The 24,311-nt window shown below is 38.9% G+C and carries 20 protein-coding genes; 16 read left to right on the top strand and 4 right to left on the bottom strand.

Annotated features, from left to right (window positions below):
- Window positions 1-305 precede the first annotated feature (305 nt).
- The 3 genes from OU793_RS21970 to OU793_RS21960 all read left to right on the top strand — a co-directional run bounded on the left by OU793_RS21970 (window position 306) and on the right by OU793_RS21960 (window position 2,620).
- Window positions 306-1,484, top strand: coding sequence for a replication initiation protein (locus OU793_RS21970; protein WP_236578054.1), 1,179 nt, complete (start codon window positions 306-308; stop codon window positions 1,482-1,484).
- Between the two features lie 346 nt (window positions 1,485-1,830).
- A complete protein-coding gene (locus OU793_RS21965) occupies window positions 1,831-2,034 on the top strand; it encodes a hypothetical protein (RefSeq protein WP_031428158.1) in 204 nt (67 codons plus the stop codon).
- Window positions 2,035-2,296: 262 nt separating this feature from the next.
- On the top strand, window positions 2,297-2,620 hold the full coding sequence (locus OU793_RS21960) for a hypothetical protein (protein WP_108653895.1): 324 nt from the start codon (window positions 2,297-2,299) through the stop codon (window positions 2,618-2,620).
- Between the two features lie 30 nt (window positions 2,621-2,650).
- On the opposite strand, the gene OU793_RS21955 is transcribed toward OU793_RS21960, so the two are convergent.
- Complete coding sequence (locus OU793_RS21955; RefSeq protein WP_108653896.1) at window positions 2,651-3,667, bottom strand: AraC family transcriptional regulator; 1,017 nt, start codon at window positions 3,665-3,667, stop codon at window positions 2,651-2,653.
- A gap of 678 nt (window positions 3,668-4,345) precedes the next feature.
- Here OU793_RS21955 and OU793_RS21950 point away from each other — a divergent pair.
- The 11 genes from OU793_RS21950 (at window position 4,346) to OU793_RS21900 (ending at window position 18,846) form a co-directional block, all read left to right on the top strand.
- Window positions 4,346-6,208 (top strand): methyl-accepting chemotaxis protein, encoded by a 1,863-nt coding sequence (locus tag OU793_RS21950; protein WP_108653897.1) that lies wholly within the window; start codon window positions 4,346-4,348, stop codon window positions 6,206-6,208.
- Between the two features lie 413 nt (window positions 6,209-6,621).
- A complete protein-coding gene (locus OU793_RS21945; RefSeq protein WP_031428148.1) occupies window positions 6,622-6,891 on the top strand; it encodes a ribbon-helix-helix domain-containing protein in 270 nt (89 codons plus the stop codon).
- Window positions 6,892-6,971: 80 nt separating this feature from the next.
- Window positions 6,972-8,852, top strand: coding sequence for a methyl-accepting chemotaxis protein (locus OU793_RS21940; RefSeq protein ID WP_108653904.1), 1,881 nt, complete (start codon window positions 6,972-6,974; stop codon window positions 8,850-8,852).
- Window positions 8,853-9,276: 424 nt separating this feature from the next.
- The gene (locus tag OU793_RS21935) at window positions 9,277-9,822 is read left to right on the top strand and encodes a fimbrial protein (protein ID WP_031428144.1); all 546 of its coding nucleotides are present in this window, start codon (window positions 9,277-9,279) and stop codon (window positions 9,820-9,822) included.
- 88 nt (window positions 9,823-9,910) lie between these two features.
- Window positions 9,911-12,388, top strand: coding sequence for a hypothetical protein (locus OU793_RS21930; RefSeq protein ID WP_274647836.1), 2,478 nt, complete (start codon window positions 9,911-9,913; stop codon window positions 12,386-12,388).
- Window positions 12,367-13,035, top strand: a complete 669-nt coding sequence (locus OU793_RS21925) for a molecular chaperone (protein WP_031428140.1) — start codon at window positions 12,367-12,369, stop codon at window positions 13,033-13,035. The genes OU793_RS21930 and OU793_RS21925 overlap by 22 nt, the downstream gene beginning before the upstream one ends.
- Entirely contained in the window at window positions 13,032-14,078 is a 1,047-nt protein-coding gene (locus OU793_RS21920) for a hypothetical protein (protein ID WP_274647835.1), read from the top strand. Before OU793_RS21925 ends, OU793_RS21920 begins: the two co-directional genes overlap by 4 nt.
- A gap of 10 nt (window positions 14,079-14,088) precedes the next feature.
- Window positions 14,089-14,778 carry an EAL domain-containing protein gene (locus OU793_RS21915; protein ID WP_181388653.1) on the top strand — a complete coding sequence of 230 codons (690 nt, stop codon included), beginning with the start codon at window positions 14,089-14,091 and terminating at the stop codon, window positions 14,776-14,778.
- Window positions 14,779-15,102: 324 nt separating this feature from the next.
- The gene (locus tag OU793_RS21910) at window positions 15,103-16,293 is read left to right on the top strand and encodes an FIST signal transduction protein (RefSeq protein WP_159404363.1); all 1,191 of its coding nucleotides are present in this window, start codon (window positions 15,103-15,105) and stop codon (window positions 16,291-16,293) included.
- A gap of 17 nt (window positions 16,294-16,310) precedes the next feature.
- Window positions 16,311-17,711, top strand: coding sequence for an aldehyde dehydrogenase (locus OU793_RS21905; protein ID WP_102780305.1), 1,401 nt, complete (start codon window positions 16,311-16,313; stop codon window positions 17,709-17,711).
- A gap of 58 nt (window positions 17,712-17,769) precedes the next feature.
- Window positions 17,770-18,846, top strand: a complete 1,077-nt coding sequence (locus tag OU793_RS21900) for a glycerol dehydrogenase (protein WP_031428128.1) — start codon at window positions 17,770-17,772, stop codon at window positions 18,844-18,846.
- A gap of 206 nt (window positions 18,847-19,052) precedes the next feature.
- Here OU793_RS21900 and OU793_RS21895 read toward each other — a convergent pair whose 3' ends face one another.
- From OU793_RS21895 to OU793_RS21885, 3 genes are all read right to left on the bottom strand, one after another.
- On the bottom strand, window positions 19,053-19,382 hold the full coding sequence (locus OU793_RS21895; RefSeq protein ID WP_031428126.1) for a hypothetical protein: 330 nt from the start codon (window positions 19,380-19,382) through the stop codon (window positions 19,053-19,055).
- 4 nt (window positions 19,383-19,386) lie between these two features.
- A complete protein-coding gene (locus tag OU793_RS21890) occupies window positions 19,387-20,217 on the bottom strand; it encodes a hypothetical protein (RefSeq protein ID WP_108653901.1) in 831 nt (276 codons plus the stop codon).
- A 132-nt stretch (window positions 20,218-20,349) separates the two neighbouring features.
- The gene (locus OU793_RS21885) at window positions 20,350-21,420 is read right to left on the bottom strand and encodes a DUF6765 family protein (RefSeq protein ID WP_108653902.1); all 1,071 of its coding nucleotides are present in this window, start codon (window positions 21,418-21,420) and stop codon (window positions 20,350-20,352) included.
- A gap of 713 nt (window positions 21,421-22,133) precedes the next feature.
- On the opposite strand from OU793_RS21885, the gene OU793_RS21880 reads away from it, so the two are divergent.
- Window positions 22,134-23,126 (top strand): hypothetical protein, encoded by a 993-nt coding sequence (locus OU793_RS21880; RefSeq protein ID WP_108654759.1) that lies wholly within the window; start codon window positions 22,134-22,136, stop codon window positions 23,124-23,126.
- A 105-nt stretch (window positions 23,127-23,231) separates the two neighbouring features.
- Entirely contained in the window at window positions 23,232-23,699 is a 468-nt protein-coding gene (locus OU793_RS21875; protein ID WP_108654760.1) for an NUDIX domain-containing protein, read from the top strand.
- Window positions 23,700-24,311: the final 612 nt, after the last annotated feature.

Below are 24,311 nucleotides of genomic sequence, written 5' to 3'. Positions count from 1 at the left end.
ATGTCAGTAGTTCATTGGCATAAACCATGTTCAGACGGGATTTCTAACTTGCTGACAGGCAATGAAAAATGAATCAACAAGACCTAAAACCGTTGGCTTTAAGCATTATACATTACCCGATTTGTACGAGAGTAAGCCAATTCTCTTAATGTAGTCTTAGAACAGCGTTCGGGCATGGCTATCAACGCTCAACTGAGATATCTAACGAAACAGACCTTGGTCAGTGTGAAGATGTTGAGCATTATGAAGAAAGTGTCGCGCTTAGCGTTCTCTGGCGTGCTGAAAAGAACTGCGTTGACTTTATTATGACGATGATTCGTTCAGACAGTAATCAGATCATCACTCCATCGTTTTCATTAAAAACTCGCGTGATTGAGGAAGCGCCTTATTTTTCAAGATGTAGCGATAATAAAACCGCTATGCTCATAAGGCCACGTGATTACGCTGTAAAGTGGCCGTACATGCAAGTCAATCGCAAAGAGATGAAAGCTTGGATGGTGTTCGACATTGATCATAAACATCGCACCATACCAAATCCCTACATCTGGCAAGATGAAGGGTTGCCACCACCAAACTTGATTGTGCGTAATCGTATTAGTAACAAAGCCCATCTTTTTTATGCCATTGTGCCCGTTTGCACCAGCGACAACGCGCACAACAAACCTATCGCCTATTACCAAGCTATTTATCGAGCTCTTGCATTAAGGCTAGAGGCTGACATGAGTTATTGCGGTCCAGTTGCCAAAACACCATTTCATACTGAGTGGCTGACTACAGAACTTCATCGAAGTATTTACGAGCTTGGTGAACTAGCAGATTCCCTTGAACTTGAGCCCGAGCGTTTGGGGCAGGGAAAAGTGCATGATACTTCCTATTCCAGAAACTGCACTCTGTTTGAAAACACACGTCAGTACGCTTACAGCATTGTCGCGAAAGCAAGAGAGCTGGGCAGTTATACCGATTTTAAAGCACGAGTAGAGGGTTTTGCGCACCACAAAAATGTAAGTGCTATGCCAGAGAGTCCACCGCTACCATGGAGCGAAGTTGAGGCGTTAGTCAAAAGCGTGTCTCGTTGGACTTGGAGTAAATATTTTACCAGATCAGGCTGTAAGCGGGGTGTGATGAAATTAGATAGGCACTTAAGTTTGTATGATAGGCAGCGAAGAGCCGCCAGGAGGACACACCGGATACGTCGAACGAATACAGCTCGTCGTATTGTCCACGCCTGCCAACGTCTGCTGCGTCACAATCAACCACTTACGATTGGTAGCGTAGCTCGTATGTCTAGTATGTGTCGTCAGACAATCAGTCGTTATGCTTATTTACTTGAACGGGTGATGTCAGCACTTGCTATAAGTGAGCGAAACGGGCCGACTCGTTATGTTAATGATGCTGTACATCAGATATCTGCTCCTATTGAGCCGTTCTTAGTTGGTTGTGTTATGAAGCAAAAAAGCACCTTGTCTAAGTTGTCATTTCCTTAATCACATACTGTCGTGGCTTGCTCAACTTGGCAACCTGATTAGAGTTGTGGGTTATCAAATCACGCACGCTAGTTTAGGAGCACTTACTGCGGAAACAACAGTCAAATGTGGGGCTTCAGAGGACACAACGGATGCGAGTGTTGGGCAGCGGAGCAGAAGAGTATATAAGTTGATACATCACAGGTTACTACAGCCTACTCAGAACCTGACAATATAATGGTGCACTAATTCCAATGAGTCTGAACGATTATATTGGGAAAACTATAATGCTGTGGCCAATTTTGTTGACCACCACACAGCCATAAGCGTTGTTGATTGGTAATTTAAGAGTTAATTGGAGAGGTATATGCCATCTTTGCAAGACAACCACCTAGTTGAAGTGATGAGTTTTATTATTGATTCTGTTGCCGTGGAAACAAAAGCTACAAGTCGAGCTGAAATAGGTATTTATCTAATGAGCTTGGTACTGACCGAGTATCAGAATGATGCGACTCAAGAAATCGTCAATAGCCCCCCACAGATGACCCTGTCCCAAGATAACTCAGCGTAGAGAAATAGCCTCACTATGTTGTTTTAGAAACTAGGCTCGCACTTGGTGAGCCTAACTTTGCCAGTGGAAACGGTGAAAGAAGGCTCGAGAGTTTTACTTAAAAAGAGAGACAATGTTATCAATACCGAGCCTGTCGGTAGCGGCCACCTTCCAAAATGGAAGGAGTACTTTCCAGACTTTCATTCTGAACTAACGTATTCTCAATAAACATGGAAATTCTGAGCATGGATCTCTCACAGGTTAGACTGAAAGAGAAACAGAAATGACATTAAACAAAACAAGCACTGAATTACAGGCAGTTTCAAATAACTTGGTGCATCATATGTGTGTGAAACTACTAGTTGATCAGGGGCTTAATGAATCAGAAGCCAACAGCCTTTTAGATATAGAACTCTATCTATCGAATCCGCTAGACACGAACGTTGTTATTACTGAGTCTATGTATCAAAGTCTCTCCCATGAACAAGCATCACTGCGAATCTTGAAGCAAAAGCAGCGTGGTTACTTTGCATTGCTTTTACACAGCTACTGGGAAGCGGAAGCTAGGAAATATTTTGACTGTATGGAACAAGTTAAAAGTATTTGAATTTCATAGCCTTATAAATACGGTAAAACGCTAAGTATTTCTTAACTTCAATGGTGTAGTTCCTGTCCATCCCTTAAATGCTCTTGAGAAGGAACTAACATCGCCAAAACCTAACTGGAAAGCAATTTCTGTGACATTTAGCGAGTTGTCACTGAGGAGTCGAAGAGATTTTTCGATTCTGTAGTTAGTAAGCACGTCTCGGTAGGACGTATTCTGATTGTTGAGCTTTCTATTTAGAGTTCTTACGCTCATAGCAAGGTAGTTAGCTGTTGTTTCAGCAGAAACCGTAGTTAAGTCGCGCATGCTATCTAAGTATTTAAATATGTTAGTAATAATATCGTTTTTTTTAAGCGCGCTTGCTTTGGCGCGAACGAGATCTAATTGGGAGTGATAGACTTCTTCATCATAATATGGATTGCCAATTTGTAGCAATTCATGTGGTACACAGAGTTTATTCTGAGTTTTATTTGTACTGAGCGAGACGTTTGAAATATGCCTGATGGTGTCTAATTGTTTATCGGTAAACTCAGGAGAAACTAACTCAATAGCCAAGGGGGGGACCGGATGATCAATTAACCTTTGGAGCATCTCGCTTAAAGTTAAAATGTATAAAAGGGTACCAAGGTGGGTCACTGTTGGACTGTGATGAGTTGTTTCGTTGTCTATAAACCAGATTTCGATATCGCCGTTGTCCATGGTTTGACTTTGAAGGTGAATGGGGGTGCTCATTAATATTGAATAATCTTCACAGTTTTTTAAGGCTGTTTTGATGCAGGGTGAAGTCCAAAACAAAAGACTAAAGCAACCAAATGTGAAAGGGTTAACGCTCTTGGCACATTTTGATATGAATGGAATAGTTAGTTCTGGATCGGTTAGTGCGTATAAGTCATTTCGCAAATCTTCCAAGTAAAGGCGATTTGATGGGGTAGTTCGCCAGCTATCAAACAAAGATTGTAAACGGAGCTCTTTTTGTGCGTGTTGAAACATCTTTCCCCAGCCTGGGTGAACCGATAGAGAGTCGTTCAGTGTATCTGTTGTTTTTTGCATACTATCTCTTTAAATGTTAGTTGTTGCGAATCTATAGCGTCAAAAAAGAAGGAAAATGGATGATATACAGGTTTATTGTAAATCAAATACTCTACCTTACATTTCTGACGTTTGAAGTGACTAGATTGAGATTTTAGCCCATTGCTATAGTTAAGGGGGATAAAGTATCAATCATCTATTGATGTTTTGTGACTTATCTGACATGACTCAAATATTGAAAGTATTACAACGATGAATGAGCGTGTATGGTTTTTCTAAATGAGCATCTCTTCCAATTGACTCAACATATCTTTCTAATGGTTACGTTCAAAAAATAAATCTTCAAATCAACTTGACCAATTTAAATAAAGTCATTTTTGATACGTCGTCTAGACTCAAAGTATTTTATTTAAAATAATAAAATATGTAAGAAATATCCTAATAGAAAAATTAAAAAATAGGAAAAACCTGCATAAGAGAATTTAGATATATATTGGAGAAATGTCTCATTTAATATTCTAATCTGGCCATTTAAGCATGTTAATTGTCCTAATATGACAAGAGTCAACTGCTCTATCAGTATACTATTGTGATTGTTGTCACATTGTATGGAAATTTAATGTATGTAGTGTATCAGTACTACATATCCATGAGGCTTGTAAGGGATTATACGTAAAAAACCAATTGAGCAGGCTTGCCATGTTACAAAAAATACTAAAATATTCTCTATTGACATTAGTTGCTATGTTAATTTTTGTCACATTAGCAACATATCACTATCTAAGGGCTCTAGCAGACGCTGACGCAATACAACTTGACGAGCAGTCGAGAAAAATTATTGAAGTTTCCTATAATTCGGAGATGAATTCATTCATCGATGAAGCAAAATCAATCGCTTACGCGTTATCGAGTCTGCCATCATCTTGGTCGTACGACAAAGATAAAAATGATTATTTACAGTCTGTACTAAAGCATACCGCAGGTGAAACTGAAGCATTGACTGAAGTTTTTGTCGCCGATTTAGAAGGAAGAGTATTGACTTCTAATGGTTGGATTTCTGATTTTAATGCTAAAAAGGAATCTAGAACGTGGTTCAACGCTGTTATAAGGGATCCATCCAATTACTATTTGACTCGTCCGTATAAGTCTTGGACTGGCAATTATACAATTACATTATCGGTACCAATAAAAAATGAAGGTGGACTTATTGGTCTACTTGGATTTGACGTGGCTCTAGATAATCTAGTACCAAACTTAGGACTGGAATACGCGCTTACTAACTTGGATGGCGATGTTATAGCCGCTGACTCTTCCAATTCTGATTGGGTTGGCAGTCAATTAACCCAAATACGGCCAATATTTGCTGAATTAGGGAGTGAAGTGTTGATGTATCAAACTCCGGATGGAGATTGGTACTCAGCTTCCAAAAAAGAACTCGGTGACATGAATCTATATAACTTTGTCAGTCAGAATGAAGTTATAAATGAAAACTCACAGCAAATACTTATATTTATAGGGATAATTGTCGGAACTAATCTGGTTATAGTTGCATCAATCATTCTAATAGTAAGGAAAGAATTAGTCGGCATAGACTATATTAAAAGCAGGCTGGATCGTTTAGCTCAGGGTGACTTCTCTGAATATGAACAAACCGAATTACACAATGAATTGTCATCAATTGATCGATCTGTAACCTTATTAAGAAATAGTATTTCCCTTATTGTTGGTGAAATTGTTAGTGCTACTGAAATTATGGATAAAAACTCTAAAGATAACAGAGAAAATATCGATGTTGTGGTAGAGAACAGCATAGAACAGCAAGGTGAATTTGAATCAATAGCGACGGCATGCGTAGAACTTAGTCAATCTTCTAAAGAAGTTGCAAGCAATGCGACGACAGTAAGTAAAACTAATGAAGCAATTGAACAACAGGTATTACAGGGTAGGGATATACTAAAGAAAGTTCAACGTATTGGAGATCAAATAACTCAATCTACGATTGATTCGTCAGAAATTTCTAATGGAATCATCGATAGCTCGACCAGTGTAGGTGAGATAGTTCAGATGATAGATACAATTTCTGAACAAACAAATTTATTAGCACTGAATGCCGCAATCGAAGCTGCGAGAGCAGGCGAGTATGGTCGAGGCTTCGCTGTGGTTGCTGACGAAGTCAGAAAACTAGCTTCTGAGACAAAACAATCGACATCATCGATACAAGACATTGTTGAAATACTCAAGGAGAAGTCAGAAAAGCTCGATACGTTTGTCAAAGAAAACATGACTCTAATCAAAAGTTACAATGATAGTCGACTTGAACTAGAGAATCAGTTTTCTGTCATTCAGGAAAATATAAGGACTCTTTTAGAAATGAATGCGTCCGTGAGTTCTTCCTCGGAGCAACAAGCGTCTGTAGTCGAGGAAGTATCTAAACAAATTGATACATTAACGCAATCTGTTGATGAAAACATGAAATATATCCGTAATAGCGGTGAGCTAGTTACAGGATTAGTTAGTGTGTCAAATGGTCTTAAAGAACAGCTACGTTTCTTTAAAGCTTAATATTCATAAATAATCTGAGAAAGATATTATGTTGTGTAGGTGTGATTTTTGTTGTATTCAACATCATGACTGTATCAAGTTTGGAAGTACTACAGTTTGTAAGAGCTGTTCTGAAACCATTAACCATATAAGCTCATTACCTTCTAATAATGATACTGATGATATTTTTAAATCAATGATTTTTCTTATCGAACTCGAGCTAAAGAAATTAAGAATAATATCAAAACACTGTAAAGATATAGACTCAAAAGCAATATCTTTACTATCTGGTCATGTTGCTGATTTGAAACTAAGTGCTCTTGATGTTAATAGCGAATTGTCAAATTACGCTAATAAATTAGTTTCTGAAATTAAAGTACTATGTAGTGTTTTAGTTTAATTGATAAAATTTGTGTTAAGTTGAGGTGGGTTCCATGTGCGAACTGTTTATAGGTCAACCAAAAGAAAACTATATGGTCAGAAGTAGATCTATTCGGATTCTCGGGCATATAACAAGTATTAGACTAGAAAATAAATATTGGACAGTCTTAGATGAAATGTCTGAGATTGAAGGTAAATCGAGAGCTCAGTTTATATCTGAACTTTATAGTGAAGCATTAGACAGAAATATAGATATTAGAAATTTTACATCTCTGCTTAGGACATCGTGCGTGGTCTTCTTGGAAAATAAAAACAGCACTTAATTATCGTGAATGTAGAGTTGTAATTTAATTTGTATATAAGCGTCATGTTTTCCAGAAAGATAAAACTAATAGTAGGGTTTATGAACGAGTTTAAGGTAAGGATTTTAGGAACCATTGGCGCTATTATTGCGTTTATCGTTGTTGCGTTAATAGCGATTAGCTTTATGTCCTTTAAGAATGAGAGTATCGAGTTAAATAAACAAGTATTACAAGAAAAGAATGCAACAATTGAGGAAAATTTATCTCGAAGGATAGAGGGGTATCGAAGTGTTCTCTCTGGGGTTAAAGCGAGTAAAGCCGACATCACTGATGAAGGCCTCTCGGAAAGAGCGATCATTCAACTTGAGATGCTGTATCGGACTCAAACTCAATTTATTGAAGGCGCTTACCTTATCGATGTCGAAGGAGGGATCTTTAATGCCAAAGGTGAAAAGCTAGACTTCAACGTTCGAGACCTTGGGCGTAATTACTATAAAGCTGTATTCAATGAAGGCAAAACATTCTTCTTTTCTCCACCATTTGTCTCTGCTGTGACCAATAGAGAAATCGTTGTGATGGCCTATAAAATAGACAACTCGATTGCTGTTATTACCTCTGTGTATCTAGATTCCTTTTTAGAGTCTGTTGCAGAGCGAAAGGATGTGTTCCTGTATACAGAGGATGGCACTATCCTAGCCGCGCCATATCCAGGTCTACGTGGCAAAAACATTTACCAAGAGCTTCCACTTTACAAAAGCTTTAGTGCGAGTACACCGGAAATGAACTATAGCAAGGTCGTTGAAGGAGACGATACTGCGTTTACTGCATTTTGGACACAGCTCGATATCGGAGGTTGGAAGTTGGTCAGTTTTATCAAAGATGCAGAAATTAAGAAAGGAGCAGACAGTCAATTAGTCACTTCAGCCATTGTGGGCACCATAAGTTTGATTATCGGATTAAGTATATTATTGGTGACAGTGAACAAACTGGTATTAGTACCTGTCGGTGGTGCTCCAACTGAGATTGCAGGTTTGATGGAGAAGATGGCTGATGGCGATTTTACACAGCGCATTACCCCAACGGGGAATGAAACAGGCATTTATCAGTCACTCATTAAACTATCGAATCAACTGTCGGAGTTAATCCAAAATACACACAGCATTTCCGAGAATGTGGCGTCTGCTTCGGAAGAACTGAATGCAGTGATGAACGACACCAAGTCTAACGCGCAGGAGGAACTGTCTCAGGTAGAGCAAATCTCTACTGCTATTACTGAGCTTTCCTCAACTTCACAGGATGTGAGCCAGCAAGCACTAGTTGCAGAAAGAGAAGCCTGTAAGGCCAAGGAAAATGTACAGTCTGGTAAGCAAACATTGGAGCAAAACATTACTCTGACAGGCTCTATTCACTCATCCGTGAATGAAAGCGCGAACATTGTTGATGAGCTTCGTCAGTTTGCGATTGAAATTGGTTCAGTAACGGAGGTAATCAATTCAATTTCGGAACAAACCAACTTGCTTGCCTTGAATGCTGCAATCGAGGCGGCTAGGGCAGGTGAGCACGGGCGTGGATTTGCTGTCGTTGCTGATGAGGTGAGATCCCTAGCCTCTAAAACACAAGAATCCACGGTTAGTATCCAAGAAATTATTGAGAAGCTGCAAAAGCAATCAGAGCGAGCGCAAACTAATATGGCTCAGAACGTTGAGCTTATCGTGCACTCAGTCCAACTTGCAGACAACATCAAGGCCTCATTTGAGGACATCTCGGCTTCTGTTGAATCTATTTCAGAAATTAACACAGTAGTAGCGACTGCCGCTCAAGAGCAGTTTAGCGTGACTGAAGATATCTCTAAGAACACCACGTTGGCGTTTGACCTTGTGCAACAAAACGTTTCTGGCATGAATGATACGCTAAAAGCATCTTCTGATCTCGCTATGCTTGCAGAGACCCAGAAGAGTGATCTTGGTTTCTTTAAAATATAAGAATGTACGTATCAGATTATCGTTCTGATGCGTACCTGTATCAATTTGGGAAGCAATACTGATCGCAAAATCAATGCCGTAAAACAGTATAAAAGTTCATTATCATCTAGCAACATTAACTCTGATATTTTAATAAACATAAACTTAATGGAGTCACCAGTTAAGAACAATATCAAATGATGGTAAAGATATTGACTTGTAAGGAGTGCTAATATAAAGGTTGTTTAAAACTCGACCAAGCAAAATATTGGGCAACAGTGGAGCTGTTTTATTAAAAGACATGACAAATAGTATAAAATTAGAAAAAATAGTATGTAGTATATAAATGCTACCCCTATTTAGAGTGCCATGCGATAATAGCTTTATGAAATGGAGGTCATATTATTATTAAGTGGAATCTTTTCAAAAGTTTAAAGTGGTGTTTATGAAAAAACATATTATTGCATTATCATTATTGACGTCTTTTAGTTCTAGTAGTGTATTGGCTGTTGGCCAAAATGTTACTGAGGTTCAGTTTGATGGTTTAATTTCAACAGCAACATGTGATTTCGAGATTCAAACAGCTAATGGGGTTGTTAATACTATTGACTTTGGAGTGTTTGACGACTCAGCTCCAACGACTGCTTCCGCTGTTTTTGGTACTGAAGTGCCATTCTCAGTTGTACCAGAAAGCTCATGTTCGGGTACATTTACAAATGGCGCTGAAATTAAGGTCACAAGCGCGGATACTGTGACTGATAATAGCATTGTTACTGATGTTAGAAATGCAAGCGCTGGAGTGCAAGTTAAACTAGCTGATGGTACCAAAGTTGTAAATGCAGGTTATACCAATATCTTGTCTTCTAATACAACTGCGTACACTCCAAGTACAGGCGCGATTCTTTTTAAAGCTCAACCTTATGCGCATTTGGCAACTCTAACTCCTGGACAGTTTGGTGGAAAGATCTCGCTACAAGTGGCTTACAAATAAAAGATAACAAGTAGTAACTACTCGCTCAACATCACCCTGTGCCATTAAGGTTCAGGGTGTTTCCAAACTATAATATGAATCAATATATATGAGTCGTCCTAACCAATCATGCCTTGGTTTCGTTCTCTATTGTCCAGTGCTCTTGTTTGCTCAAGAAATGGAATATAAAGAAGATAGTATAATTCCAGTTTCGTATTGGGATGTATTACAAGCAACTGAATGTTCGGGAGAAGCTAAGGTATCTTTATATACAGACTTTAAAAAGCCAAATTTGAATGAATTTCAATCTCTTCTTGAAATAGATTCTACTCCAAAGCTAGAAGTAAGAAAATTACTTTCTGGGAAATGGAGAGTTTACATTTCTGGCTATGATGATTTGGATGAGGCAAAAAGAAATATCAGTTTTTTGAAAAAAAATGCAAATCTGAAGTCAACCCCTTTTGTTGTATGTTATGAGGAAAGTAATTCATTCCTGAAAGCCCCATTATTAACGTTGGAGAAGGATGTTGATGATAGTAACCAATATACTAGCCAAGTTAATCAAGTTGTATTAAATGGAAATAAGTTAGGTGTATACATAACTGATTATATAAACGGAAAACCATTATTAAGCAGTGAAGTTGCAAGTACTATCATAAATCACAGTGATATAGATTTAGTTGAATATATATCTATGCCTTATGAAGATATACCTGGTATGTTTATTGAACTTGATGATAGAGAGCAATCAATAAACTTAATCTTAGACATTGAACCTGAAAAGTCGAGTTATGAAATAAAGTCCTTTGAAAATGGTAATGTTGCAAATTATTCTAATTATTGGATGAATTATAGCTCAAATATCAATAGTAACTACAGTTTAACTGGTGGTTTAAACAACTACTTGAGCTTTGAAAGGTCGACAGTGGTCTCAAAGTTGTCTTTCTATGACTATGATAGTCGTTCAGAACTCAGCCTTGACTCTTTATATTTGGAGTCTATCAGTGAGGAAGGCCCTATGATTTATTCAGTAGGGAAAATTCAAGGGAATTCCTCAAAAATCTTTGGAGTAGGTATCGAGTACAACAGAAGGTTATTGAATGATGATAGCTTGCTCTATACTCCGCCGATTTCTTTTACCACAGGAGGTCCAGCCTATGTGGAGTTATATCAAGGAAATCAATTAATTAGCTCAATGTCTACGTCGGGCGGTGAATCCAAAATTGAATCCTATCAATATGTCAATACTAATGATCTAACATTGGTTATATCTGAACTCGGTTTAAAGAAAAAGTACATAACTATTCCATATGACTATTCCAATAATATGGCTTCTCTTTACAAAAGTGGAAGTTATGAATGGAGCGCTAAACTTGGACTGAGTGAGAGCAATGATGACCTGGTTGTTGAATATGATGGGTTGAGAGGATTCGATTATTACAGTGTCAGTTTGAATGGATATTACTCTACATCGGATCGTCAGCTTAATCTCAGTATTAAAAGTCTGATGTTTGGCCTAAATAATGACTTATTGCTTGGATATGATAAAACAACGGGAGCATATGCCGGGATCTATATCTCTACAGGCGATGGTTTCAATCTATATGGCAAGTCTTATCAAGATAACAATTATCAATTAAATGCAACTTATAATCGAAAAGGATTAATACTAAACGATGACAGTTTATTGATTGATCTATCGAATAACTCCAGTGATATTTATTTAAATCAAGTGTCAGTTGACTACTCTATACCTAATAGGTTTGGAAGTATGACATTAAATTATACCAATAGTAGTGACGATGATGAATATTTTGGTCTTACTGTTAGTTTTGATTTGGAAAAATTACAGTGGTACGGAGATGTAAGTAATCGTGGCTATTATACTAGAGCGAGTTACACATCTGATGACAGAGATAAGGGGATGTCTGTATCAGTTAGAAAAGATAATAGTAGAATTGGTACAACAAAGTCGGCAGATACATGGCTTAGTACTGAAGATACCAACTTGAATGTAGGATACAGCAAATCTAATTATTTTGAGACTAGAAGCATGAGTCTATCTGGGGGAGCGATATACTCAAAAAATAGTCTTTATCTGACATCATTGAAGACACCGACCTTAATGATTTTGGAGAGTAACTCTAAAACCTTATCAGCTAGAAATAGGCCGAACGATGATGGGGTGTTGATCATACCTTTAAATTCTCATTTTGCTTCAGAAACAGTTTCACTAACCGAAGGCTCTGTGGACAAAAGCTTAGGTGATAGAGATGTATTGAACGTTACTCCTAAACCTAATGGTATTTACCACTTTGACGTCCAAGTTAACTTGATAAAGTATTTAGTTGGCTACGTTGAGTCCCAATCTAGTAAAACCGTTAAAGGCATGGAAGTTCATCTAGGTGATGAGGTTTTATACATCGGCCCCAATGGGCTAATTTCGAATGAAATTACCTTAAAACCAGGGCAAGATGAAGTCTTGCTTAGAATACCCGAGTTAAATTGTGAATATTCTTTACCAGTTGATTCGGACAAACTTGTAATCGATTTTGGAGCGTTAAAATGCGCAGATTATTTTATTTAGTAATGCTGATGATAATTTCAACTCAGTGTTATTCAGCAGTCACGATAGATCGTACTCGGTTGATTCTTGTTCAAAATCAACCTGGCGAAGTTGTGTTGAGAAATAACTCGAAAGTGGTGAAGAACGTCTCTATTTTGGTAACTGATCAAAATGAAGTACAGCGTACTGACAAAATTTTGCTAACCCCCAATTTTATTAAAATGCAACCAGGGGAGTCACGAGTGGTACGATTGTTTTCTTTGGAGGGAAATCTGAAAGAAGGGCGTTTATATTATTTGGAAGTTCAAGAGGAAACAGACGGGGAACAATTCGGTCTTAATGTTATCTTATCATCTAGAATCAAAGTTTTTATTAGAACAAATTCTGATAAAATTGACTATGATAACAGTGTTGAAATAGGGTGTGTTAATCCTAATAAATTATGGATTAAAAATCTAACAAATAGCTTTATTTCCATTAATAAGATTTTATATGGAGATGTTGTTATTTCAGATGAGTACTCATTATCAGAGATAGCACCTAATAAAACTTCATATTTTGTTTCAAGCGGTAGATGCCCAGAACAGAAACAATTGTCAGTAGAATTTATTAACGAATATGGAGGTATGTACAAAAGCTCAATGTCTATCAAGGATGGGATGAAATGATAAAATCAGTTTTATACTCTATGATAATGGTGTTTTGTGTTGTGTATTCTGAATGTTCTTTGGCCGGACCTGGCGATTGCATTAATACATCTGGTAATCAAATAGCTGATGTTCGCTTGGGTAATGTGACGTTGTCACAAAGTACGAACACTCCAAATTATATTATCTATGACCAAGAACTATCGACCTCATTGCTCACCGCGCTTTGCGATTGTGATGAAAATTCCTATGCATCCCATACTCGTTTCAGTGGAGTTGAGAACTCCTATTCTTCATTTGTAGATGATTGGAACGGTTTTATTTGGTATACGGTTCCTAATACCAACTATTTAGCATATAGCTTGGAAGTCGATGTTTACGATGAAAGTTATGGTTCTTTCCGAAGACTAAATATTCCTTTTAGTGGTTATTCTAATCATGTTCCCGAATCTAACTGTAGAGGGCCTTCGACTTTATCAAGTTTAACTAAAGGACGTTTACAAATTCGATTGCTAAGATCTATTATAGGGACTGAGAGCTTTGATGCACCTCTAGGTTATTTTAAAATGAGAAGGGAACAGACGCCTACTTCGAGCTCCCCAATAATTCATAGGCTAGGTGTGGTCGGATCGTTAACTAGCGGCCATTACTGTGGTGTTACAGGTTCAAACAGTGTAAAAAATACTTTTAAAACGGAATTTTTAACTGGTTTTGGCGATCAAATACCGAGTGAAAATTCATTTATTCCCCCTCTAACTACTGTTGTAAACATAATTTGTAATTACTCCCTTATTCCAGTAGAGATTGAGTTTAGAGGTGATTTTAGTGAATATGGGTTGAAAACAAATTTGGATGGCGTGGAAATTAAATCTATCTTAAGTGCTAATGTATTTGGTACCAACTATATTATTAATAATACAACGAGAAAATTCCAAAGTTCTCTTGATTCAAATGGACTGAAACGAGTTCAATTCTCTTCAGCGCCAATATTGACTAAACCTAAGTCACAAGTCACGTTGGGGGAATATTCCGCGACAATGTACATAAGAGTCAATTTTAAGTAGGGATAGCATCGTGAAAAATGGTCAACTCATAAACTATTATCAGCCAATTATTGATAACAAATCCGATGTTGTTGCATTAGAGGCATTGGTTCGACTCAAAGTTCCGAATAAAGGTGTCCTTTATCCGTCTGCGTTTTTATCGAAATTTGAACATTGTCGTTTGTTTGATAATGTTCTTTTGAATGCAATCCATGATATTGGATTTTATGAGGTTCCTTATAGGATTTCTTTAAATTTGCCTCCTAGTTTATTAGAAAACTCCAGTTTCTATAAGTATTTTGTTTCTAGATGTGAAGAGTACAATATTTGTCCTTCACGGTTTAAAGTTGAGATCACAGAGACTGAATACTATGATTGTTCTATGTCTTTGGTAAAAAACATACTCAAATTGAAACAATACGGGGTAGGTATTTCAATTGATGATTTTGGTGTTGGATATTCATCGCTCGATAAAATCCTAAAACTCCCAATAGATGAGTTAAAGATAGACCGAATTTTTATATTGGACTCCCAGTATGATTTTAAAAAGAGATGTATATTGGAGAGTATGTCGGATTTAACTAGAAAACTGGATATTATGGTTGTGGCGGAAGGGGTCGAAAATACAGAGACTTATGACTTCATCAAGAAGCTGAACATTAATTATTTTCAAGGGTATTTGTTCAGCAGGCCTAAACCTTTGGGTGATTTATTTAGTTGATGAATTCCGGTTTTATTCGGTTGCAACTGTGTATGTATTCTATTTAGGCTGTCTCTAACATGGATCGTTGGGGGTGGCCTTTTATTAATGGTATGCGATTTATTACGTGTGACTGACTGTTAATATCCACTTTTTGTAGTAATAATCTATTAATTTTATTCTTTGTGATAGTTCGTTTTTCTTAATCATCGCTCCTCTTTCCATCCCGACTTGCTTCTCAGTTTATATATTGATTGTCGTCACACATTTTTTCAATAGTAGAATCTTACTACCTTTGAGTTCATGCCCATTGGTTAAATGGTTACGAAGAAAAAGGAGAACGACATGCTTCAATCACATGTATGCTCAAATATCGAACCAGATAGCTTTAAATCTGGTGAACATATTGGAAAAAGCATTAAATCAAAACTCACCAAAACAAGTATTATTTTTATATACATCAGTGAAACTCATGAACATTCCGAGCTTGTTAAAGGCGTTAAAAGTGTTCTTGGTGAGGTTAATATTATAGGAAACACGTCCTCATGCGGAGTCATTACACCAAATGGGTATTTATTTAATCGTGAGGGTTTCGCATGCGCTTTAGCCATTTACGATGCTCAGCTGGAAGTTAGAACGTCTTTGGTGAGTAACGCTTCTGAGCAATCAGACTCCTTGGAAGCTTATACTCTCGGGCTCAAATTGGGTCATAGCTTAAACCAAGGTCTCGTTGTTTCTGAGCAGCAACCTGCATTCTTGCACATGGTTTCTTCTCCAGGTGAAGAAGAGAGTTACTTAGAAGGTATCAGCCAAAAAACTGGCCGTTTGCCCTTGTTTGGTGGGAGTGCAGCAGACAACTCGGTCCAAGGGAGTTGGGCATTGTTTACACAAAGCGAGTCAACCAGAAACGGCGCAGCAGCAGCGTTATTTTTGTCAAACAAAAAGATTGTTAATCAATACGCCGACGGATATCACGAATCGATAAACATGGGACTTGTCACCAAAATGAAAGGCAAGCGTGTGGTATGCGAAATTAATAATCAACCTGCATTAAAACAATACGCCGAATGGATTGGAGAAACAGTAGAGAGCCTCCGCGGCGATCAACTTCTTACCAAGTCTATTTTAAAGCCTATTGGCATCAAAGATATAACAGGCTCTTTGACCGCGATACGTCACCCGCTCGTTGGATATGATGATATGTCCATGTCCGTTGGAAACGACATTTGTGAAGGTTCGTCATTCATTCAAATGTCAGCGACGAAAGCGGAACTAATCGGGGCAGTCCGACACACTATTCGGGAGCTATTTGCCAAGATGCCAAAGGAAAAAGTGGGCGCTTTACATCTCGTTCACTGTGCTGGCCGTCGAATGGAAATTGGCAACGAGATCCATCAAGTCCACGAAATCCTTCAAGAGGAATGTGGTGATATTCCTTATGTAGTGGAGTTCACCTTTGGCGAATATGGATATAACGAATGTAGTGCGAATACTTGCGGCGGGCTGATGCTTTCATTTACCGCTTTTGAAAAATAAGAATATTGAGAATAATCATGTCAAACAAAAATATGCTAAATGTTTATAACCCTTACAATAATGAACTGATCGCTGAGTTGGAAACGACAACTAAAAAGCAAGTGGAAAAACACATCTTAGATGCAGTTCTTGGTCAGAAAACATGGAGTGATTTACCGCTAAGCTCACGAGCGACTGTTTTATATAAATTTCTAACCTTAGTTGAAGATGAAAAAGACAAGCTTAGTTCTTTACTGTCTCAAGAGTCGGGCAAGCCGATTAAAGAAGCGCAAGCGGAAATTAATAATATCTCTATTGGATTTTTAGCATTTATCGAAAAGGCGAAGCATTTATACGACACTTCCTTCCCTGGTACCAGTGAAGCTGGCCAAGCGTCTAATCTTCAGATCACCACGCGAGAGCCACTCGGTGTTGTTGCTTGTATTTTACCCTTTAACTTTCCTTGTGATCTATTTTGTCAAAAGGTAGCTCCTGCATTGATGATGGGTAATTCAGTCATTGTGTTACCTTCTACCAACAACCCCCTCACTGTCACAGAGTTGGTTAAGTTGTTGAAGAAAGCGGGGGTACCTAAAGACGCGATTCATTGTTTAATCGGTGAGGGTAGAGATATTGGTCCAGTGCTGACACAACATCCGGACGTCAATATGGTTACTTTCACGGGCTCGACACCTGTTGGACTCGAAATCGCGGATATTTGTGCGTCACGTCTGGCACATGTCGCATTAGAGCTTGGCGGGAACGATGCTTTCATTGTCTGCGAAGATGCCGATGTCGATCTCGCAGTAAAAGAGATGATTTGGGGACGTATGTACAACTCGGGGCAAGTCTGCTGCGCAAGTAAACGTTTCATCATTCACAAGTCGAAAGTAGACACATTCATCGAGAAAAGCATCGCTCAACTGCAGCAACTACACCTAGGCTCCCCACAAGATGAGTCAACAGATTTTGGTTGTCTTATCAGCGAGCAGGCTGCTGTGTCAGTGGAGAGACAAGTCGCACTGACAATTGAACAGGGGGGAAAACTAGTTTTTGGTGGAACAAGAGAAGGGGCTTGTTACAGCCCAACGATTATTACGGACATCCCCGTAACAGCCGATGTCGCATCAAATATGGAGATTTTTGGTCCAGTAGTGTCCATTATTCCTTTTGATACTGAAGAGGAAGCTATTCGTATTGCTAACGCCTCTATTTATGCTCTGAGTGCTTGTGTTTTCTCTACTGACTACAAAAAGGCCATCGCATACTCTAAACAAATCGAGTGTGGCGTGTTTGTTGTCAATGGAGCCAGTTTCTATCGTAGTTTCGAAATTCCTTTCTGTGGACACAAAATGAGTGGCTTTGGAAGTGAAGGGGTTTCATCCACGCTGGAAGAAATGTCAAAAGTTAAAAGCTTAATCCTTAAAGACGTTTACTAACTATCAGATGACCGTGTTGTGTGTTCATAACACGGTCCTATTATTTCAAGGATTTATTATGAATCGAGTAATTCTTTCTCCTGCTAAATATGTTCAAGGTCCTCATGTACTCAATGAGCTGGCGTCTTTGGTGATGCATTTGGGTACCAGAGCATTGGTGATCATTGATAAAACAATAAGCGAAAAGGTGAGTATTGATTTTTCTGATAGTGTATTTAAAAAGATAGAACTATTTTCGGGTGAATGCTGCTATGAAGAAATTGAACGGCTAGGACTCTTAGTAAAAGAAAAGTCTATTGATGTCGTTATTGGTGTTGGAGGCGGAAAAGTCATTGATAGTGCTAAGGCTATAAGTCATTTACAGAACATCGCAGTGGTAGTTTGTCCTACAGCAGCTTCGAGCGATGCTCCAACGAGTGCTCTTTCGGTCGTCTATAAACAGTCAGGTGAGTTCTTAGAATACCTTCCACTTCGTAAAAATCCAGATCTTGTCGTCGTTGACTCACATATTATCGCGAAAGCTCCTACTCGTTTGCTGGTTGCTGGTATCGGTGATGCACTAGCCACATATTTTGAAGCTAGAGTTAACTATCAATATCAGCGTACCACCATGGCAGGAGGTATACCGAGTTTATCTGCATTCACGTTGGCCAAGCTCGCATATGAAACCTTATTGAAGTTTGGTCTTGATGCTAAGCGTAGTGTTGATAATGGTGAAGTGACACTTGCTCTAGAGAATATTATTGAAGCGAATACCTATTTAAGTGGTATTGGTTTCGAAAGTTCGGGGTTGGCCGCTGCTCATGCTATTCACAATGGTTTTTCTCAACTCAATGAATGTCATCATTTGTTACACGGCGAAAAAGTCGCTTTTGGCACTATTGTTCAACTTGTACTAGAAAGATCTGATACCGATGAGCTAAAAGCAATTATTAAATTTTGTCGTGAACTAGGGCTTCCTACGACGTTGAAAGAAATGGGTATATCTAAAATCGAATTAGCTCACCTTAAAGTCGTGGCTGATGCTGCATGTGAGTCTAGCGAAACGATCCATAATATGCCTTTCACGATTAAGCCAAGCGATCTAGTTCAAGCGATAATCACGGCCAACGAAATTTCGTCAAAATTGGTGTAAATGTAGATTTAGTTGAGTCATCTCATTTGGTATCGCAAGCGATCCTCAAAGTCTCAAAATTGCACTTTCTTGTATAGAAGTTGGATTAGGTTCGTTGTTGGGTTTATTGTCGGAAAAGTTGTTTAATGTGAAGGTAACTCCACAGGGAGCTTGACTAAACTTCGAATGTGACTGGCGCTATAGGTGAGCGCCAGTACTCTTTGACACTAGATAATTTTGCCTATTTGCTCTACAACTTTATCAACAGCGTGGGCTACTTTAGCCAGTTTTTTGATTTTGTTGTCTACTTCCTTTAGCTCCTTTATTCCTTCTTTGGCGCTAGCAATTAGTTCATCAAGTTCTTCCAATGAAGCTTTGAACGTGCTTGAATTCTTCTCAATAAGTTGGGAGTGATACTCTTGCAGCTTATCACCTAGTTCTTCAAAACTTGCAATGAGTGAGTCGTGTTCTGGCCCAACCATTTCGTCGTTAAGAAACGAGTGGATCTCGTCATACGCACTTTGGAGTTCTTCGTAGGTCGCATTCTTGTCGTGCATGTGGTCATTCTCCTAATGTGTCGCGAAAGTCTTTGATTGCATCGATCTGCATTTTAGTCGACTGCAGTGCTTTCTTCGCCGCCCCCTTAGTTAAGTCGTCATCGCTTTTAAGGGATACAACAATAGATTTGTTTAACTGTTGAATCGCTCCCAATGCACGCTCAAGCTTTGCGTAGTTAGCGTCTAGGTCGTTTAGGCGGATTTTTAGCTCATACGTCTTTCTATAGGCATTAACTCTTTCTTCCAATGAATGATGGAATGTCACGCAGCGCCTATCATTGAGTTCTTCACAACGATTTGGGTTGTTGAGTAGATACAGGCGAATTTGCAATTCTTTTTCTAAGCTAATTTTGGTTGCCTGTTTCCATGAGCCCAACTCGCCTTTCAAAGCTTCGTACGAACTTTGAATGATGGATTCTGAGTCTATCAAAATACTCTTTAGTAGGTCATAGCGGCTCTTTTCTGTATAGGCCCTCGCAATAGCGTTTACACTGGTTGAGAGAAGTTCGATATCACTGGAATTAATGTATTCGGCATGATGCGACTCTGATAGTGACACTAATGATTCGTTCAGTTTTTGGGAGTACTTGTTTAACGCTTCACTTCGGTCATTTGTGGCCAAAGCGTAAATACTCTGAGAATACTGCTGTAGGTTGTGCAGTAGAAGTTCTTGTCCTGAATTGTCTATGGTCGCTATATTTAATCTATTTCCCGTTATTCCATCCCGTGTCGCTTTAACTAGCTCTGCACTGATTCGAGCATCATCTGCTGACTCATACACGTTCATCAGGGCATCTTGAACTTTCGTAGTTTGTTCAGCGTATTGGGTAAGCATCGTTATTGATTCATTTGATGCACACCCTGCTAACGTAACCACTGTAAGTAAAACAACTTTGAAGCGTATTGTCGGTATCACACTGTATAGGATTTTATGTTTCATATATCACTAAGCCTTATTCTTTTCGTTTTAAGCAACGCAGATACCGTACCGAGGTAAGATATCTCGAATCAGTTCTAACCGATACGTTTTTAGAGCGTCATGAAACTTTTTCCAGTCTGAGTGCAGAAAGTCATCTGTGTAGTGGTAAACAACTTTATCATCTTCGATCGAACCATGCCCTCTTGCTATGACTTTCCAGCTGTTGCTTCCATCTTTATCGAAGGACAAATTAACGGGCTCAAACCCAAAACTGCCTTGTTGTAGTTTTTTAATCCATTTAGCATGACGAGCATGACCATCGTCGTCATCGAGTTCTAGGAAAGTCTGCTCAATAATGGAGTATTGCTCGGAAGTTAGTCCAGGCTGCTCATCGACATTGATTTGGGTGTCACCACTATTCCAACATTGAAGCACTTTACACATGGCGTTCGCGGCATCGAGATAGATTGCTGTATTATTTCGTTTTACGGGTAATCCTTCACCGTTAATATAACTCCATGATGCGTAGGGGCGATCGGGAAAAGACAGAGCGGCGCCGTGGCCGAGTGGTGATGCCGACGAGATCCCTTGGCTCATTAATCTATCTTTAATGCCTTCTAAAGTGGACGTAGATGAAGAATCTAGTTCATTCACGATATTGTAATCATGAATGACGCCAGCAAAGCCTTGGTGGGCAAATGTATCTGCGTACACATGCATTGCAATACCCATGAGGTGAGCTGCAAATGGTTTATCCCAATGTGTAGCTACCATATGTAGCATGTCCCTTGCTACATAACTGTCGGGTTTACAAACCAATCGATGAATAAATGAACCATCTGGTGTTATGTCCCAGGGGAGTCCTTGGTTGCCAGGAAGGAAGTGGAAGGGTATCCAAACCAGATGATTCGCTAGTTCTTGCGTGTTCCGATAGTCGAGCATTTTATGTGCCGAGACTATGCGGTCAAACATTGCACCGTTGTCAAAAAATATAGGCTTATCGTTTGTTGCTTCATCCACATATTGAGCTGAGTAAGCCACTATCTCTGCGTTATGGTGCGATATGCCCGCGAACCGAGCTACCACGTAGGTCAGGGTATGATGTCCATCTATTTGCATTTTGTATCTCCAGATCGTTGAAGAACTGATTGTTACGCATGAATGCCAAAAAACGGCTTGTGTAAAGGGTAGGTGCTTAGTTGTTGGCCTTGGCTTGGCCGCACCTTGTTTTGTTACATAACTACTTTACTGTATCAACGTTGCTTAATTGCAATATATCAGGAGCTAAGGTAGTCGAAAACTAGAGAGATACAACGAAGATAAAGGAGTCACAGAAAAGCGTAAATCTTAATCAGATGGAGCTACAAAAGTTGTAGTAAAGCAAAGCGTGTATATGAGTTGATGAACTAACTAAACCTATTATCTGAATTTTTTTAGCGTGGCTAATTTCTGTTTTACTCGTCTGTTCATTCCTAATAATTCTTAAAAGCTAACCTGCTGCCACACTTAAAGTAGAGCTCCAAACTCATTTTTGTCAAAGGACGTATTGGAGTCGATCTCGATAAACACGTCTTTACCCCTTTTATTGTTAGATGTTTTACTCATTTATGTCTTATGAATCTGAATTTACCCTATTCAGATTTAACCGATTGAATTGAAAAATTAGTGTTCCCGTTGTTAGGCGACACTTTGCAGCTTAGTATCTCTTTGCGTACTTTAACGTATTGATTTTTAATTGAACCGATATGACTAAGAGTGCATTATGTAGGAGTGAAAAACGACAAGTTGTCGGCTAACAAGCGTTAGTTGTTTCAACAAATTTCGAGGAAACTATGACTAGGAATTATTGGGGTTATAGAATAAACAAAAACAAAATTGACTTCTTTCGTTCAGAACTAGAGCAAGGTCGTCTGCGTCAAGGATGGGGATGGGATTCGAAGCAATGCTTGACCCGCTTGGAAATGGATAGTGGTGCAAAACGAAATCTGCCAATATTTAATAAAGTTAAAAAAGGCGATATCTTGCTAATTCCTCGTCTTCCGACATGGAATGAGGTGGCTGTTGTTGAAGCGACTGAAGATTTTGATAAAGGTTATAAATTTGAAATCGATCAAAATCTTGGTGACTATGGTCATATATTTCCTGCGAGACTCATTAAGCAGTTCGTAAGAAAAAATGAGTCAATATCAGGTGATATTCGCTCAACCTTAAAGAACGTATCGAGGTTTTGGAGTATTGGTCATTGCGCAGGTGCTATTGAACAAATTATCACAAAGGAAGATGGCGAGTTAAGAAACGAGGTTAGCTTTACTGATAGGTTTCACAATATCTTGAATGACAGCATTGAGAATAACTTTGATACAGAGAAGTTTTCCAACGAGATATATGATCGCTTGAATGCGAACCTATCAAATGAAGAGTGGGAATATGCTTTAGTCGAAGGACTTAAAAAGATTTATCCATCTCCCATTGTTGTTGAGCGCACTGGTGGAATTTTAGAGAAAAGCCATGGTACAGATATCTTAATAAAGTTCCCTGGGTTATCAGATTTTCAATATGCAATAGCTATTCAAGTTAAAGATTACTCAGGTTACATGTCTGGATATGCTGTTGAGCAAATATCCAAGGCTGATGATTATTGGGCAAATGAAGGTCTAGTGCTCATCGACAAGTATGTAATCGTTACAAAGTGCGAAAAAGAGCAAAACCTCAATGTAACCACCTTAGACGAATCGGTAAAAATCATATTTGCAAATGAGTTAAAAGACTTACTTCTAAAAATGGGTATGAGTGAGATGGGGTTATCGATGGAAACCAACAACTAACAAAGCATTTAAGAGTGATTCGCAACGCTTGGCAGTTTCGCTTCGCTCAAGTATAGCCAAGCGCCGCTCACACCTTAATGCGGCGTTAGCTTTCAAGGAGGAAAATTGAGCGCAAGTGACTATATCAAAGAGGTTCGTTCTAAGATTGGAACGATGCCACTTCTTATCCCGAGCGTTGCGGGTGTCATTTTAAATGAAAACAAAGAGCTACTACTTCAGCAAAAATCAGATGGCACATGGAGCCTTCCTGCCGGAATGATTGAACCTCAAGAGTCGCCAGTGCAAGCATTGTTCAGGGAAGTTCGCGAGGAAACAGGTTTGGCTGTAAAAGTAGATCGCCTACTTGGTGTATTCGGCGGTGAGGGTTTTGGTTTTACATACCCAAATGGTGATCAAGTTGAATACACAGTTATCATGTTCAAATGTGTAGTAGAAAGTTGTTCTCAATCCGCACTCGATGATGAAACGGTATGCCTTAAATGGTTTTCAAAAGGTAATATGCCAAGGCTTGAGATACCTTACCCGTTGGATTGTTTATTTGCAGAAAATGAATCAGCGTACTTCGTTGGTTAGAAAGCTAACAAATTGTTCAAGAGTGATTCGGCACGCGTGGCATTTTTACTATGCGTCAGTTTTGGTGGTTAAGGTGGTTAAGGTGGTATGCGGAGGCATCGGCATTGCGTGCCTCACACCTTAACAAGGCGTTAGTACGGGTTTGACATCGAAGGTCATAAGTTTTGGTGTTTATCTGTTTTGGCGCTCGTGTTTACACCTTTCAGTTAGTGCCTTTCAAGTTCTTTCCGGTGGCACTATCTGAGGAGTGTTCGCTTTGATTTCACCGTTTACGGTTTCTAACTCTTTCCCTATTTCTTTGGTGCTTCTTCATTTTTGTGGCGGCTTCTGAGTGAATCTTGGCTGTAATTGATGCAGTCGTCGGAGTACGAGGACCGAATCCTTTTCTAAGTTGAAGCCAGTAAAAGTAGGGGAGTTCAGTGCGCTTTTCTTCTAGCCAACTTCCGTCTTTCAATCGGGGCAAAGTTTTGTAGCTGCCCGTCTCACTTCAGTGTTCAAAGCCTTTCATATTATGCCATTTTTCAATATCTTGGAGCGCACAAATAGAAGTAGTGCATGTCTTAGTATCAAGTTTGAAGTGCGACACTTTTTACAGATGCGCATGAATATACT

Origin of the sequence: Vibrio sp. VP6 (assembly GCF_028823755.1) — a bacterium.
In the GTDB taxonomy this organism is placed as follows: domain Bacteria; phylum Pseudomonadota; class Gammaproteobacteria; order Enterobacterales; family Vibrionaceae; genus Vibrio; species Vibrio parahaemolyticus.
Note: the sequence above shows the minus strand (reverse complement) of the source record. Positions and strands in the feature narration are given on the sequence as shown.